At 63.5% G+C, this 14,605-nt stretch carries 11 protein-coding genes; 8 read left to right on the top strand and 3 right to left on the bottom strand.

All coding sequences use genetic code 11. The annotated features are described in order from the left end of the window. From AC04SG_RS13755 to AC04SG_RS13735, 5 genes are read left to right on the top strand one after another with little or no spacing between them, the layout of a single operon-like run. Nucleotides 1–858, top strand: coding sequence for a DUF4150 domain-containing protein (locus tag AC04SG_RS13755; protein WP_488551478.1), 858 nt, complete (start codon nucleotides 1–3; stop codon nucleotides 856–858). Between the two features lie 12 nt (nucleotides 859–870). Then, nucleotides 871–1,302, top strand: coding sequence for a hypothetical protein (locus tag AC04SG_RS13750; protein ID WP_488551477.1), 432 nt, complete (start codon nucleotides 871–873; stop codon nucleotides 1,300–1,302). A 1-nt stretch (nucleotide 1,303) separates the two neighbouring features. After that, nucleotides 1,304–1,786: a hypothetical protein gene (locus AC04SG_RS13745; protein ID WP_488551476.1), complete on the top strand. Its 483-nt coding sequence runs from the start codon at nucleotides 1,304–1,306 to the stop codon at nucleotides 1,784–1,786. 3 nt (nucleotides 1,787–1,789) lie between these two features. Beyond that, a complete protein-coding gene (locus AC04SG_RS13740) occupies nucleotides 1,790–2,878 on the top strand; it encodes a DUF2169 family type VI secretion system accessory protein (RefSeq protein WP_488551475.1) in 1,089 nt (362 codons plus the stop codon). Further along, nucleotides 2,875–3,918, top strand: a complete 1,044-nt coding sequence (locus AC04SG_RS13735) for a hypothetical protein (protein WP_488551474.1) — start codon at nucleotides 2,875–2,877, stop codon at nucleotides 3,916–3,918. Before AC04SG_RS13740 ends, AC04SG_RS13735 begins: the two co-directional genes overlap by 4 nt. A 53-nt stretch (nucleotides 3,919–3,971) precedes the next feature. On the opposite strand, the gene AC04SG_RS13730 is transcribed toward AC04SG_RS13735, so the two are convergent. Genes AC04SG_RS13730 through AC04SG_RS13720 form a run of 3 tightly spaced genes read right to left on the bottom strand, consistent with a single transcriptional unit; the run spans nucleotide 3,972 to nucleotide 7,911 of the window. Continuing rightward, the gene (locus AC04SG_RS13730; RefSeq protein WP_488551473.1) at nucleotides 3,972–5,135 is read right to left on the bottom strand and encodes a hypothetical protein; all 1,164 of its coding nucleotides are present in this window, start codon (nucleotides 5,133–5,135) and stop codon (nucleotides 3,972–3,974) included. 9 nt (nucleotides 5,136–5,144) lie between these two features. Continuing rightward, nucleotides 5,145–5,570, bottom strand: coding sequence for a DUF6484 domain-containing protein (locus AC04SG_RS13725; RefSeq protein ID WP_488551515.1), 426 nt, complete (start codon nucleotides 5,568–5,570; stop codon nucleotides 5,145–5,147). Between the two features lie 7 nt (nucleotides 5,571–5,577). Then, nucleotides 5,578–7,911: a type VI secretion system Vgr family protein gene (locus AC04SG_RS13720; protein ID WP_488551472.1), complete on the bottom strand. Its 2,334-nt coding sequence runs from the start codon at nucleotides 7,909–7,911 to the stop codon at nucleotides 5,578–5,580. Between the two features lie 271 nt (nucleotides 7,912–8,182). Here AC04SG_RS13720 and tagH point away from each other — a divergent pair, with 271 nt between their 5' ends. From tagH to tssM, 3 genes are all read left to right on the top strand, one after another. After that, nucleotides 8,183–9,208, top strand: coding sequence for a type VI secretion system-associated FHA domain protein TagH (gene tagH, locus AC04SG_RS13715; protein ID WP_488551471.1), 1,026 nt, complete (start codon nucleotides 8,183–8,185; stop codon nucleotides 9,206–9,208). Nucleotides 9,209–9,448: 240 nt separating this feature from the next. Then, nucleotides 9,449–10,981: a type VI secretion system protein TssL, long form gene (tssL, locus tag AC04SG_RS13710; protein WP_488551470.1), complete on the top strand. Its 1,533-nt coding sequence runs from the start codon at nucleotides 9,449–9,451 to the stop codon at nucleotides 10,979–10,981. Further along, nucleotides 10,978–14,496: a type VI secretion system membrane subunit TssM gene (tssM, locus tag AC04SG_RS13705; RefSeq protein WP_488551469.1), complete on the top strand. Its 3,519-nt coding sequence runs from the start codon at nucleotides 10,978–10,980 to the stop codon at nucleotides 14,494–14,496. Before tssL ends, tssM begins: the two co-directional genes overlap by 4 nt. Nucleotides 14,497–14,605 lie beyond the last annotated feature (109 nt).

Here is a 14,605-nt window from a genome sequence, read left to right as displayed (position 1 = left end):
ATGGGCAACAGCGTTTATGCCGACGGCATGGGCTTCTTCCACCAGGGTAGCAATGGGAAGGGCATCGCGCCTGGCGACGTGTGCCTGTCGCCGCCTACTCCACCCGGCGTCCCGGTGCCGGTTCCGTATGTCAACATGCTGTCGGCGAGCGATCTCACCAAGGGCAGCAAGAGCGTCAAGATCCAGGGCAATCCGACCGCGCTGGAGAGCTCTTCGGAAGTTGCCACCAGCACCGGCGACGAGCCGGCCACACAAGGTCTTGGCGCGGGAGTCGTAACCCACAAGATCAAGGGCAAGGGCGCGTTCAAGCTTTGGTCGTTCACCGTGAAGGTGGAGGGCAAGGGCGTCGACCGGCATGGCGATCCCATGGGCCAGAACGAGATGAGCGACCCGCCCAACTGCATCGACAGTTCGGCGTTGGTGAATTTCTTCAAGAGTCTCCCAAAGGGGGACCGCTTGAGGAAATGCGCGCGCAAATACAATGGCCGCAAGCATCGCCCGAGCCGGAAGTCGAAACAGGCCAAGAAGGTAAACGGCAAGGTCTGCTGGGAATGCCAGCGCGACCTGGCGAACATGAAAAAGCGGCTGGCAAACGGCGCGAAGCTGCAGACCAGGATTGCCAGGCTCGAGGCCAAAATCAACAAGCAGAAAACCAAGGGGCACTATATGATCCACGACCACCAGCCGCCGCTGGTGGTCGCCTGGAAAATGGGCGGGTGCCACATGGGCGCGGCGGCGTTCAAGAAGCACTTCTCGAAACCGGAAACCGTCAAGCCGCACTGCACCAGCCACCAGCGAAGCCAGGGTTCAAAAGCGAGGGCGTTTTCCAAGCGCATGAACGCATCGCACTTCGCATAGAGGGACAACCAAATGGCTGCACTCGACGACGTTCAGACCCGCTACGTGGCAGAGTTGCGCGCCATCGCACCCGAACTTCGCGCCTGGTGGAAACGTATGTGTGCCCTGAAGGGCGAGCAAACCATGCTCACCAGATGGCCAACCGGCATTTCAGGCCATCCGCGCACGCTTGCCGTCTTCCGAAAATACTACTTCGAAATCGAGGCGCTGAACGATGAGGCGATCCTGGATGAGGAGGAGGACGATGAGGACGACAATGACGATATTACCGAGGAGATGTGGGGCGAGGACGACGACGATGACGACGACGAGGGGGCCGACATTGGCGACCACGCCGAGATGTTGATCTACGACATAGAAGAGCTGGCGCCCGATATTTACGAGCTTGTCGACGGCATCTGCTACGTGCCGGTCGGTCTGACCCCGGATGAGGACCCTGTGTGACATGGCACTGATCACTCTGTACAACACCGAGGACGGTATAGAGAGGCTGCTGGCGCAGCCGGGTGACGTGCGTGGCCAGTCCTTCGCCGACATCTCTTTGGAACAGGCTTCGCCGGAACACAGGCAAGTGTTTGCCGACTACGTCAACGATCTGAAGCTGGCCTACGATATCGCGGAAGCCTGGTGGGAAGATACGATCGAGACCCAGAAGGACCTTGGCCTCAGCCAGAAGAAAGCGATTGCCGAAGCTTTCGATGATCGCCTCGCCGGGCCTGCATCCAACCCTCACGTGGTCTGGGCCGTTCGGGGCTATTGGATGGAATGCGATCGCGTAAACAAGTCGGTCAAAGCCACCCAGGCGGTTGCGCCCGAGAAACTGCTGCTCAAATGGCTGATCGAGGCGGGCGAAACCGATCTCGTCAGGTTGATCGCGTGCATGCCCTACTGGCCGATCGGGATCGATGAGAAAGGTGAGTGGTGTTGAACCATGGCCTTTGACGTCTGGCTGGAGAACCGTACACCTTTCGCCGCCGCCACCCACGTGCAGTTGAATGCGGAGGGCCAGGAAGTGTTGCTGGCAATGTTTTCCGCGAGCTTCGAAGCGCCCGGTCAAAATGCCGAACTGAAGCCCGCGGATGAGCAGCTGCCTGTGACGCTTGGCGATGTGCCTTTCGGCGATCCCGCTCTCTCTTCCAACCGCTACGAGGCTGATATCGTGCCGGCGAAACCTGCTGCCGAAGTGATCCTGAACGGCACAGCGCATGCGCCGAATGGCAAGCCGGTCCGCGAAATGCAAGTGGGCTTAAGTATCGGCAGCGTTCGCAAAGTGCTGAATGTTGTCGGGGACCGCATCTACGACGCCGGCAGCTACAGCGCTCCGCATCCGTTCAGAGCCATGCCGATCGTTTACGAACGCGCCTATGGTGGCACCACGCCGGATGGGAAGATGGAACTGCGCAATCCGGTCGGTGTCGGTTTTCATCATGCCCGGTCGGCCGATCCGGCGGTCAAGACGCAGGCGCCCAATGTCACCTATCCGGGAGAACCTTTCCTCAGCCCTTCCGATCGGCCTAAGCCTGCCGGATTTGGCGCGCTGGGTCGCGGCTGGCAGCCACGCATCGGCTATGCCGGAACCTACGACCAGGCATGGATCGACACGCAATGGCCCTTGCCGCCGGTGGATTTCGACCCGCGATACAATCTCTGTACCGCGCCCGACCAGCACTTGCCGCAATTTAGCGGCCGCGAGACCGTTTCGCTGGTTGGCCTCACCGCTACCGGACGGTGGGATTTCCGGCTGCCTCGCATCGTGGCGCCGATACGATTGGTGTATGACGACCGCGTCGAGGAACACGTTTTCCACGCCGATACCGTGATCATCGAGCCTGATCTGTGGCGCGTATCTCTGAAAGCACGCCTTTCCCTTGTCACGAAGCGCAACGCCCCTGCCCTGCGCGAGATCGTTTTCGGTCATGTCTCGCCGGTTCTCCTCAGCGCAGTGCGCAAGCGCAAAGCCTATCTGAATCCGCTCGGCGGTGATGGCACGCTGCGCGGCCAGCCGGTTTGGCAGCCATGAAACGGCCACTCTATGTCGTGGGCGGTGGCGCGGTGACCGCTGCCGGGCTCAATGCCAGGCAGACACTGGCCGCCATCAGGGCAAGCCTTTCGGCTTTCGAGGAAATGACCCTGGCCGAACCTTTCGGCGCTGTTCAGATCGTCGCGCGCATTCCCACGCATCATCAACTACGACGAACCGAGGGCGCGTGGCTGATCAACTTGGCCTCACGTGCCGCAAACGAAGCGCTCCTCACGGGGACACGCACCTCGGAAGCGACCGCTATCCTGCTCACCCCACCCGAAAGCTTTCGTAAACACCCGGCCTATCAGGATATTGCGCCATCTGAGTTCCTCGCTGCGGTCATCAAGGCCACTGGGCAGCGCTTTCATGCCGCTTCGCGCGCAACCGACGGCGGCGCGGCCGCAAGCATTGGCCTGCTTGAACACGCCTTGGAAATCATGGAACAGCAAGGTGTCGAGCAAGTTCTGCTCGGTGGCGTCGACAGTCTCGTCAACGATACGGATCTGGCGCGACTGGGACAGGCTGGACGGCTGAAGGGCGAAGACAACGCACAGGGCCTTGTTCCGGGCGAGGCGGCGGCCTTTGTCCGGCTGACCCGCAGCTTGGAAGGAAAGGCGCGTGTCCATGCCGCCATCCACGGCATTGGCATCGCCCGGGAAAAAGACAGTGTGCTGTCGGAACGCTACAGCCAGGGCCGTGCCTTTCTCGGCGCCCTGCGCGATGCGGTGACGGGATCTGGTCGCTCCGAGCCCGACATCGATTTCGTCATCAGCAACAGCAATGGCGAGCGCTATAGCGGCCTGGAGCAACTGATTGCACGGCCCCGCTTCTATCGCACCCGCCGCGAAAGGCTGCCTACCGCCTATCCGGCCATGACGATCGGCGACATCGGAGCCGCCGGGGGGGCACTCGCGCTGATGCTGGCCGCCGACAGTTTTCTCAACGATTATGCCCCAGGCCCCACGGTTGCCTGTGAACTTGCATCCGAGAACGGCTTGCGGGCGGCAGCGGTGATGGCCGGCATGAGCCGGCGATAGCGTTGCGGACGCTCAAGTCGACCGAGCCCTGCTTTGGGTCGGTCCTTTGGAATTCAGAGCCAGGCGGGAAATCGGCGTGTGCTGCGCCAATCGGCCAGCTGCACGTCTGGTGTAGCGATTGCCGCGCGCAGGGCGTCTAGCCGTATCCGTCGCATGGACCTGAACGGACGGTGATCGCGTCCGCCCCGCCCTTCATCCCACCATGCTGCAACGCGATCGGCCGCCGGCAGCGAGCTGTCGTCGAGATGGGCAAACTCCTTGCCAAGAACAGCAGGATCGGCAACGAAAATACCGGTCTCGCCAAAATCCACCTCGAAGAGATCGCGAAGCGCGGACCCCGCCGCCGATGCCAGTTCCGGATCGCGCATCTTCTCGATCAGCCACGGCACCACCCCACGATCGCCGAACAGGCCGACCGATGCCGTGGCCGCGATGCGCGAGATGGGCTGTTCGAGACGCGATCGTAGCCAGGCCTTGCCGGCCTTCGGCGGCGTCGTCAGCAGGCGCAACTCGATTGCCGTCCCCGCAAGGTCCGTCTCCGTCAGCAGGATCTTGTCGATCACCGGATGTGCGGATCGAGCCTCGCCAAGCAGGCAGGCGGCGAAGGCTGCTGCAAGGCGTTCTTTCGTCGTCTGGCTATCAAGGCCGGCCAGGACTGCAGGGAGCAGGTCGCGCCGCTTGAGCGCACCAGCTAGCCGGACGGCACGCCAGCGCACGTTCGCATCGGAATGGCTGGCCAGATCATGCAGGCGCTCGCCCGGATCGACCCGGTGATGCCAGAGCGCAGACAGCCCAAGGCAACGTAGCCGCGCGTCGCGCGTGTCCAGCCATTGCGCCACGAACGGCCGTAGGCTTTCGCGCGGCGTGCGTGCGATGGCACCAGACAGGCTTGACGTGCCGGTTTCACCAAGGCTTGCACCGGCGTCGATCACTGAGGTCACCAATTTGGCATCGCTCCAACGCATCGCCAGGGTGCCGAGCACAAAGAGTTCACCAGGTTTAGCGTAGTCCGCGAAGAGTGACCGGGCAGCAGCCCAGCCGGCACTGCCGGCTGCCATCAGTCCTTCCAGGTTGGCTTCGAGACGCTGGTCGATGCGCCCTATATCGGTCTCGTCCAGGATCGGACCATCGATCTCCTGACGGCGACGCAGCCAGAGAAATGCCGCGTCCTCGGCATGCTGGTTCACAATGGCCGGGATGGTCGCGATCCGGTGCATCGGCACCCCTTAGTTGAGATGCACGGCCCCGCCGCGAATGCGGTTGGTGCCGCTGGCCTGGCTGGTCAACTGGGTGCCACGAATGGTGACGCGGCCATTCTTCTCCAGAATGATCGATGCCAGACCGCAGCGCAGTTCTATACGCTCGTCACCGTTGATGATGACGTGCTCGCCGTCACGGACGACTTCGAGGCTTCGGCCGGGGGGTGCGGGATCGACGATGCGACCGACCACCAGTGGCCGCATCGGGTCGCCCCCCTCAAAGAGCAGGGCCAGTTCGGACCCGATGGCTGAGGCGTCCAGTTCCGTGAGGCTGCGCGCCGCAATCGCGGTCTCGCGCGGATTGCCGACGAAAACGACCAGTGGCGCCCCGCCTTCGAAACCGATCAGCAGGCCGATCACGACGCCATCGATACGCTCCAGCACTTCCATGATGACGTCCTCAATTGTTGTTGATCGTGCTTCCCTTGACGACCACGTCGCCGTCGGCCTTGACGGTGATCTTGCCGCTGCCCAGCAGCGAAATATCCTTGCCGTCGGCAACGATGGTGCCATCCTTTTTCATGATGATCGAGGCCGAACCGCATTTGAGCGTGATCGAGTCACCCGCCTCGATCACCAGGTTCTTGCCAACCTTGATCGAGCTGTCTTCCGTGACGTCGATGCCGCTGCCTTTACCGACCTTGAGCATGTGCCCTCCGTCGATCTCGGTTGCGTCATCGGCGCCAATTTTTGCCGATCTGGCTTTGCCGATCTGCGATGCCTGAGCGCCGCCGACAGTGAAGCTCTGATCCGCGCCAACATTCACTGTTTGCGCAGCCGCAATGTTCCAGCTGTCGGCCGCCCCTATGTCGTGGCTCTGCGCCGCGCCGACCGTGACCGAGCGCGAGGCGCCGATGGTGTTGGACTGCACCGCGCCTACGGTCCTGGTTTCAGCAGCCCCGACGGTGTCGACGCGCGCCGCGCCCACAGTGATCGTCTGCACGATCGCCACGGTCTGCGTGTGGTTGGCGCCGATCGTTTCGGTCGAATTCGCGCCGATGCCTATCGTCTCGTTCGATCCCACCGTCAGCGAGCGGTTCGTGCCGACCGTCTCGGTATCGTTGTTGCCGATATCGGTCGTCTGGTCGACGCCGACCTTGACCGTCTTGTTGTTGCCGACGTCCTCGTCGAGGTTGTGGCCGACGGAGTGCTTGGCGTCGTGGTCGATGCGGTCGGACTGGTCGTGCTGCACCGTCTTGTTGCGGTCGTGCTTGATCAGAAGGTGGTGGTCCTTCTGCGCCTGGAAATTGACCAGTTCGGAGCCGGCCTTGTCCTCGAACATCAGTTCGTTGTAGCCGCCGCCGCCCTTCGACGAGTTGGATTTCCAGCCCGACTGCGTGGCGTTGCCGGGCAGCCCGTAGGGCGGCATCTGCGAGGCGTTGTAGACCCTGCCGGTGATGATCGGCAGGTCGGGATTGCCTTCGATGAAATCGACGATCACTTCCTGGCCGATGCGCGGAATCTGGATGAAGCCCCAGCCGCTGCCGGCCCAGGTCTGCGACACGCGCACGAAGCAAGAGCTCTTCTGGTCCTTCTTGCCGAGGCGGTCCCAGTGGAACTGGACCTTCACCCTGGCATATTTGTCGGTGAATATCTCCTCGCCGGACGGACCTACGACCGTCGCCGTTTGCGGCCCGCGCATGATCGGCCGCGCCGTGATCCTTGGCGGCCGATAAGGCACTGAAGTCGGCGCCACGCCAAGCACGACCTTGAAATTCTCGCCGTCGGTGTCGACGCCGGCGCGGTAGCCCGGATCGAACAGCCGGTATTCGGCGCTGACGACCAGATACTCCTTGTTCTGGTCTTTGCGTGGAAAGCCGTCGAGCTTGAAGGTGCAGCCGGAGAACAGGCCGCGCACGGTGCCGACGGCGGCAATGCGCATGTGCGGCGCCTGGATTTCCTCGCGCCTGATCGCGGCCAGGCTGTCACCGCGGCCGACCTCCAGATGCGCGCCGGGGTGGCGATAGTTCTCGCCGGCAGCCTGCTTGTGGCCGAAGGGCTGCGCCGACTTTGCCATCAGGTCGGCGGCAGGCTTCTCGAAATCGTAGTCGGTGTGGGCATAGGCGCCCGGGCGCACCGCACTGCCTGGGATCCACTCGGTGATGTATTCGACGTCGCGGCGCGAGCCCTGTCCTTCGAACTGATAGAGCACGGTCTCATAGCCAGGCGCGGGCTTCAGCTTGCTCATGGCGTCGGCCAGGATCAGTTTGTGCTCGCCCTCGGCGTGCTCGAAGAAGTACATTATGCCTTCGTGCTCGAGCAGCCGCTGCACGAAATCGAGGTCGCTCTCGTCATACTGCACGCAATATTCGCGCGGCGGATAGGATCCCTGCAGGCGCTTTTCGAACTTGGCGATGCCGCCATATTTGGAGAATATCTCCTCGACGATCTCGACGGCGGTCTTGTCCTGGAAAATGCGGCAGTCGGTGGTGTTGCCGAGGAACCATAGCCACGGCCTGACGGCCGCCTCGTAATATGCCATCCGATCCTCGATGCGGGTGAGGCGAAACTCGGCGATGAGGCCGCTGAACCAGCGCTTGGGGTCGGACTCGCCTTCGATCGAGACGACGCCGCCCAGCATCTTCAGCGGATCGATATCCGCATTGGTGCTGACAAATCCCACGGTGTAGGCAAGACAGCGGCTGATCTCGTCGCGGCCGACGAGATGCGTGAAGGTCAACAGCTCGGCGCCGACCGGCGTCTGCACAAGTGCGGCGCGTTGTTCACTCGGCATGGGTCGTGCCCCTCCTGGACGCTAGTGTGGCAGGTTCGAAGCCCTTCTTGTGTTAACGACCTCACGTTCAGGGACTTTTCGCAATTTGCCAACCCAGGCCGTGTTGAGCCTACCACATGTTCCGTGGCAGACCAAAGGGGACGAGCAGCTGGCAGGTCCTGTTTGCGCCGCTTTCGCCAGTGTGAAACGCCGCTCTCCCCCTGTGCCCGCAAGCTGCTAGACTGCGGCGCATCGGATCAATGGGAAGCCAGCGGTCGACAGGCCATATTGCATGTTCATCAGTCTGCAGATCAGCAATGTCGATGTCCTGCCTGCCGGGCTGCCGCCCGGTTACGCATCGCGCGACCGCGGCTTCGAGATCGGGCGCGAGAACTGCGCCTGGACCTTGCCCGATCCGGACAAATTCATCTCCGGACGGCACTGCGAAGTCCGCTATGAAGGCGGCGCTTTCTTTCTCTACGACGTCTCGCGCAACGGCACCTTCGTCAATGGCTCAAGCCAGCGCCTGGCCGGCCCGCACCGGCTTGCGCAAGGCGACCGGCTCCGGATCGGGCGCTATATCGTCTCGGTTTCGATCGATGACGGCAACGCAGCCTTCGGCGGCCATGGCTCGACGCAACGGCAGATGCCCGTCGCCGGATCCTTTCCGGACCATGTCGCAGTGCCACGGTCACCGACCGCGCCACCGGCTTCGGTCTCCAGCCGGCCACAGCAAGCCGACGAGATCCTGCGCGCGATTGCCGCCGGCGCCGGAATCCCGCCGGAAGTGCTTCTGCTGCGCCAGCCGAATGAGGTGGCAGGCGAGATCGGCGCCGTATTGCGGATCGTCGTCGACGAACTGGTGCTGCTGCTGAAGGCGCGCGCCGCGGCGAAAGTCCTGGCCAAGACCAGCGATCGCACGATGATCAACGCCGCCGACAACAACCCGCTGAAGTTCGTGCCCGGGACCGACGAAATTCTCGACATCATGTTTGCGCGACGCAGGGCCGGCTATCTCGATGCCAGGCACAGCATCGAAGACGCCTTCCACGACCTCAAGACGCATGAGTTTGCCACCTTCGCCGCCATGCAGGCAGCGCTGGCGCGGCTGCTCGACGATTTGTCGCCCGAGGCGATTGCCAAAAAACTGCCGCCGTCTTCCTTTGGCTCGAAAAAGACGCGCGCCTGGGACGCGCTGGTCGCGACATGGCGGGCCAAGGAGGAAGCGCACGAAAACGGCCTCCTGGACATATTCCTCACCTATTTCAGCGAAGCCTATGCCAAGGCCGCCAAACAGAAACCGACAGGCAAGAGCTGACCTCCCTGCCGTAAAGCCGATCCAGGGACCGGCCGGCGACCAAAATTGCGCCGGGTTTCAATCGGAACCTTCTGAGACTACGATCACATACGACAATTGAGCACGCGGGTACGGTTGGTCGACCTCGGGGGTCTGCGGCACATGTCATGTCACGGCGAGATAGCGTCCTGCGGTCCGCGTTCGCGCGGGCGCAGCGCTATGCGTCGCCTGGCCGTGCGGGCGTAGAGACGGGGATCGGCGATGAGCTCGAAGGACGATCCTTTCGATCCGGCCGGCAAAACCGTCATCCGCCCCAGCCGCGCCAACCCCGGCCGCAAGCAAAAGACGGTTCTCGCCCGCGATGCGCCGGCGCCCGACAGCACCGTGATCGCTCCTGCCCGCATCTCGGAATCGACGGTTTTCGATCCCAACGCCGGCCGCCAGCCGCCACCGCAGGCCGACGTAACAGGGACGGTGATCTATCAAGGCGTGCCTTTCGCCGCAGCGTCCGTCGATCCGTCGTTTCGTGGTTCGGCCGAGACGGCAGAGAAAACGCCATGGGATGTGTTGCTCGGCGCCAGCGACGGCGTCGACTATGGAACGGCCAACCCGATCGTTGCTGCCGCGGCGCCCTTGCTGATGCTGCTTGGGCACCTGCGGCTGGTGGCCGTCGAAAGACAGGCTGAGCCGCTGGCGGAGCATGTCGCCGGCCTGATCGAGGAGTTCGACCGCAAGATCGCCAGGACCGATACCTCGGAGGAGGATGCGCGCATCGCCAGCTATGCGCTTTGCGAAACCGCCGACGATATCATCGCCAACCTGCCCGGCTCCGGCAGGGAGATGTGGGCACAGCACGCCATGCTGTCACGCTTCTTCCAGGTCAAACCTACCGGCGCCGGTTTCTTCCAGGCGCTGAACACGGTGCTGGCGACGCCGGAACCTCACCGCAATCTGATCGAACTGATGCATGTCTGCCTGTCGCTTGGCTTCGAAGGCCAGTATCGCGGCCAGGCGCGCGAGGGCCTGGAGCGTGTCCGCCGCGACGTCTACGAGACGCTGGCCTATTTCCGCGTCCCCGGTGACGACGACATCTCGCCGCGCTGGCAAGGCCTGTCGCTGACGTCAGCGCAAGGCTCCAGGCGAATTCCGCTGTGGGCCATCGCCGCCGCGACGGCGACGGCTTTGACGGCAGCCTTTTTCACGCTGCGGATTCTTATCACCAATGATGGCGAGGCCGTCGCCCGCGAATTGCTTGCGCTCAATCCGGTGACGCCGGTCACCATCGAGCGCACCGGTTTCGTGCCGCTGACCGAGGAGGTGAAAGTCGTCGCAGCACCAGCGGCGATTGCGCAGGTCGATCGCATCCGCGCCGCGCTGGGCAAGGAGATCGAAGCCGGCGGCGTCAGCGTCGGCACCAAGGGCGATTTCATCGTCGTGGAAATCAGCAACGCACTGCTGTTCCAGTCCGGACGAGCCGACGTCAAACCAGAATTCGAACCCGTGGCCGTCAGCATCGCGGCGGCTCTCAATGCCGAGCGCGGGCCGATCCGGATCGTCGGCCACACCGACAACGTCAAACCGAAGAAGACGAGCGCCTTCAAGTCGAATTTCGACCTCTCCGTCGCCCGCGCCCAGTCGGTCGAAAAGATGATCGCGGCGCATTTCAGCGATCCGTCGCGGACAAAGGTCGAGGGCAAGGGCGAGGACGAGCCCATAGCCGACAATGCAACGCCGGAGGGCCGCGCCAAAAACCGCCGTGTCGATGTGATGATCCCGCGGGAGGAGACATTGTGACCGGCTGGCTGCTGCGCATCTTCAGCACGCTCGCGCTCGCCGGCTTTGCCGCGGCGGTCTGGTTCGCGGGTCCGTTGATCCGCTTTGCCGGCGCCCGGCCGCTGGACCCGGTCTGGCTGCGGACGGTGATCATCGGCGCCGTCGTCGGTACGGTGGCGATCATCTACGCGATCCGGCTCTGGCAAAGACGCAAGGCACAGAAGGCGCTGGAAGCCGCCATGGCCGCCGCCGAGGATGACGGCAGCGATGCAAAGGTGCTGGAAGCCCGCATGAGCGAGGCGGTTGCGACGCTCAGGCAGTCGAGCGGCAAGCGCAATTTCCTCTACGACGTGCCCTGGTACATCGTCATCGGCCCGCCGGGCGCCGGCAAGACCACCGCACTGGTCAATTCCGGGCTGAACTTTCCGCTTGCCGGGTCGGGCCAGGCGCAGCCTGTGGCAGGCGTCGGCGGCACGCGCAATTGCGACTGGTGGTTCACCGACGAGGCGGTGCTGATCGACACGGCCGGGCGCTACACGACGCAGGATTCGCATGCTGGGGCAGACAGCAAAAGCTGGCTCGCCTTCCTGTCGCTGCTCAAGCGGCATCGGACGCGGCAGCCGATCAATGGCGTCATCCTGGCAATCAGTCTCGCCGACCTGATGGCGGACGGCGAGCAGGCGGCCCGTGTCGCCGAGATCCGCAGCCGATTGCAGGAAATCCACGCGGTCCTGAAGGTCCGCTTCCCGGTCTATGTGCTGTTCACCAAGGCGGACCTGGTCTCCGGATTCATGGAGACTTTCGGCGGTTTCGACGAAGCACGCCGGCGCAAAGTGTGGGGCGCAACCTTCCAGACCGCGGAGCGCGGCCTGAACATGGTTGGCGAGGCGCCGGCCGAATTCGACGCGCTGGTGAAACGCCTGAGCGAAGAGATGAGTGAGCGGCTGCAGGCGGAGACCGATCCCGTCGCCCGTATCGCCATTTTCGGCTTCGCCGCGCAGCTCGGCGCGCTGAAAGGCCTGATCGTGCATTTCCTCGACGGCGTCTTTGAGCCGACGCGCAAGCAGCTGAACGCGCCCTTGCGCGGTCTCTATTTTTCCTCCGGCACCCAGGAAGGCACACCGATCGACCAACTGCTCGGCAGCATCGGCCGCAGTTTCGGCAAGAACGCCCAGGCGCATCTTTCCGGCACCGGCAAAAGCTTCTTCCTGCACGATCTGTTGAGCCGCGTGATTTTCGCGGAGTCCGGCTGGGTCTCCTATGACAGGGCAGCCGACAGGCGGGCGACCATCGCCCGCTATGCCGGCCTGGCGGCGATCGCGGCCATAGCGGCTGCCGGACTTGGCGTTCTCGGCCTGAGCTTTGCGACCAACAAATCGCTGATTGCCGCGACCAGCCAGGCGGCCGGTCAATACCGCGAGACGGCAGCCCCGCTGCTCGCAAGCACGACGGTGTCGGACGCCGACCTCGAAACCGTCATCGGTGCGCTCGATGCGCTGCGCAGCCTGCCGGCCGGCTATGACGCAAAAGACCAGCCGACGCCGGCCAAGGCGACGTTCGGCCTCAGCCAGCGTGAGCGTATCCTGTCCGCCTCCGAGACCGCCTACCGGCAGGGGCTGGAGCGGATGTTCCGCTCGCGCCTGCTGTTCCAGCTCGAACGCACGATCGAGGCCAGGATGGCCGATCCGATGGCGTTGTACGAGCCGTTGAAGATCTACCTGATGCTGGGCGGCAAGGCGCCGAAAGTCGATGACGAACTGGTCGTCACCTGGCTGAAGCGCGACTGGGAGCAGAACCGCTATCCCGGCGCCCACAATCGCGACGGGCGGGCGCAATTGGAGAAGCATCTGCGCGCCATGCTGGCACTCGACGACGATCAGGATCCCTCGTTCGAGCCCAACCGTTCGCTGGTCGAATCCGCCCAGCGCTCGCTCGGCCGCATGAGCCTTGCCGACCGGGCCACCGCGCTCATCCAGTCGGCCACCTATGCGGCGGCGCTGGACGATTTTTCGGTGTCGCAGCAAGCCGGCCCAGAAGCGCCGGTGCTGTTCGAGCGCAATGACGGAAACGATCTCGCCGGCCTTCGCGTCCCCGGTCTCTACACACATGCCGGCTTCGACTTCTATCTGGCGCAACTCGCCAAGGTGGCGCAGGCGCTGGTCGACGATCAATGGGTGATCGGCAGCGGCGGAGAGCAAGGCGGCTTCGACCAGGAGTTACTCAAGCTCGGCCCCCAGCTTCTCGATCGCTACGGCAAGGGTTTTGCGGCGGCGTGGAACGAGGTTCTCGACAGGTTGAAGTTCAAGGCGATGGCCGCCGACAAACCGCAATATCTGGCGCTGTCCGCGGCCGGCTCGCCGAGCTCGCCGCTGATGCTGCTGTTCGAGGCGATCGCGCGCGAAACGGCTTTGACGCAGGAGCGCAATCCGGCTGCGTCTCAAGACAGCGATCAGGAAGCCGCCGCGCGCGCCAAGGGCCTCGCCCGCATCGGTATCGAGCTTGCCGCGCGCAAATCGCAAAGCCGGGCCGGGACCGCCTTTGTGAGCACGCAGAGCCAGGATCCGGGCGCCAACATCGAAGCCCAGTTCCGGTCCGTTCAGGCTTTGGTGGCCGGCGCACCCGGCCAGCGCCCGCTCGATGCCCTGACCCAGAACTTTCGCGAAATCTATCAAAGCGTGCGGCTGGCAGCTGATGTCCCCGCGCAGACGGACCAGGCCAACGCCAATCTGCAGCTTCAGATATCAACGCTGCGCGCCAATGCCTCGCGTCTGCCGAAGGCACTGGCCAGGATGGTGAGCGCGGCGGCGGATGATTTCGAGGGCACTGTCGCCGAAACATCGACCACGCATCTCAATGAAATGCTGGAAGAGACGGTCGGCCGTCCGTGTGAAGAGGTGATTGCCGGGCGCTTTCCATTCGCCCCTGCCGGCACCGACGATGTCGCCATGGCGGATTTTGCCAGGCTGTTTTCTCCGGGCGGGGTTCTCGACCGGTTCTTCGCGCAGAACCTTGCGTCGCTGGTCGACATGAGCGGCCAGGACTGGGACTGGAAACAGGACACCAAGTTCGGCCGCAATCTGGCGAAATCGACGCTCAGGAACTTCCAGCTTGCGGCACAAATCCGCGCCGCCTTCTTTCCGCTTGGTGGCCCGGTGCCGTCGATCAACATCACCTTCACGCCGCTGTCGCTGCATGGCGATGCCGACATGGCGTTGCTCAATATCGATGGCCAGGTGCTGCAGGCCACCCAGGCCGGCAACACGCCGGGCCTGATTCCGTGGCCGGGCAAGACCGGCTCGGCCAGTCTCAGCCTGACGCCAGAGCTGCCGGGACGCGAGTCCGCAATCAAGTTCGACGGACCCTGGGCGTTGAAACGATTGCTGGACAAGGGACAGGTCACCGCCAATGGCGACAGTCTCGAAGCGCATTTCGTCATCGGCGGGCGCGATGTTGCCTACACGATCAAGACCGGGGAGGACGGCAACCCATTCACGCTGCCGGCGCTCTCCGCGTTCAGCTGTCCCAAAGCCTTCTGATGGGGAATTGCATGGCAGAATCGGCGATCGCGGCGCGAAGAGACAGCGGCGGCACCACACCGTCCGTCATCAGCGGCTTAGATTTCGATACTCTAATGGATGGGGCTGT

The sequence above is a fragment of the Mesorhizobium sp. CNPSo 4684 genome, assembly GCF_057784315.1.
Note: the sequence above shows the minus strand (reverse complement) of the source record. Positions and strands in the feature narration are given on the sequence as shown.

Excerpts from the sequence above, each read along its gene's own strand:
- AC04SG_RS13735 (WP_488551474.1), top strand. The coding sequence starts at position 2,875 with ATGAAACGGCCACTCTATGTCGTGGGCGGTGGCGCGGTGACCGCTGCC.
- AC04SG_RS13745 (WP_488551476.1), top strand. The coding sequence starts at position 1,304 with ATGGCACTGATCACTCTGTACAACACCGAGGACGGTATAGAGAGGCTG.
- AC04SG_RS13750 (WP_488551477.1), top strand. The coding sequence starts at position 871 with ATGGCTGCACTCGACGACGTTCAGACCCGCTACGTGGCAGAGTTGCGC.
- tssL (WP_488551470.1), top strand. The coding sequence starts at position 9,449 with ATGAGCTCGAAGGACGATCCTTTCGATCCGGCCGGCAAAACCGTCATC.
- AC04SG_RS13730 (WP_488551473.1), bottom strand. The coding sequence starts at position 5,135 with ATGCACCGGATCGCGACCATCCCGGCCATTGTGAACCAGCATGCCGAG.
- AC04SG_RS13755 (WP_488551478.1), top strand. The coding sequence starts at position 1 with ATGGGCAACAGCGTTTATGCCGACGGCATGGGCTTCTTCCACCAGGGT.
- AC04SG_RS13720 (WP_488551472.1), bottom strand. The coding sequence starts at position 7,911 with ATGCCGAGTGAACAACGCGCCGCACTTGTGCAGACGCCGGTCGGCGCC.
- AC04SG_RS13740 (WP_488551475.1), top strand. The coding sequence starts at position 1,790 with ATGGCCTTTGACGTCTGGCTGGAGAACCGTACACCTTTCGCCGCCGCC.
- tagH (WP_488551471.1), top strand. The coding sequence starts at position 8,183 with ATGTTCATCAGTCTGCAGATCAGCAATGTCGATGTCCTGCCTGCCGGG.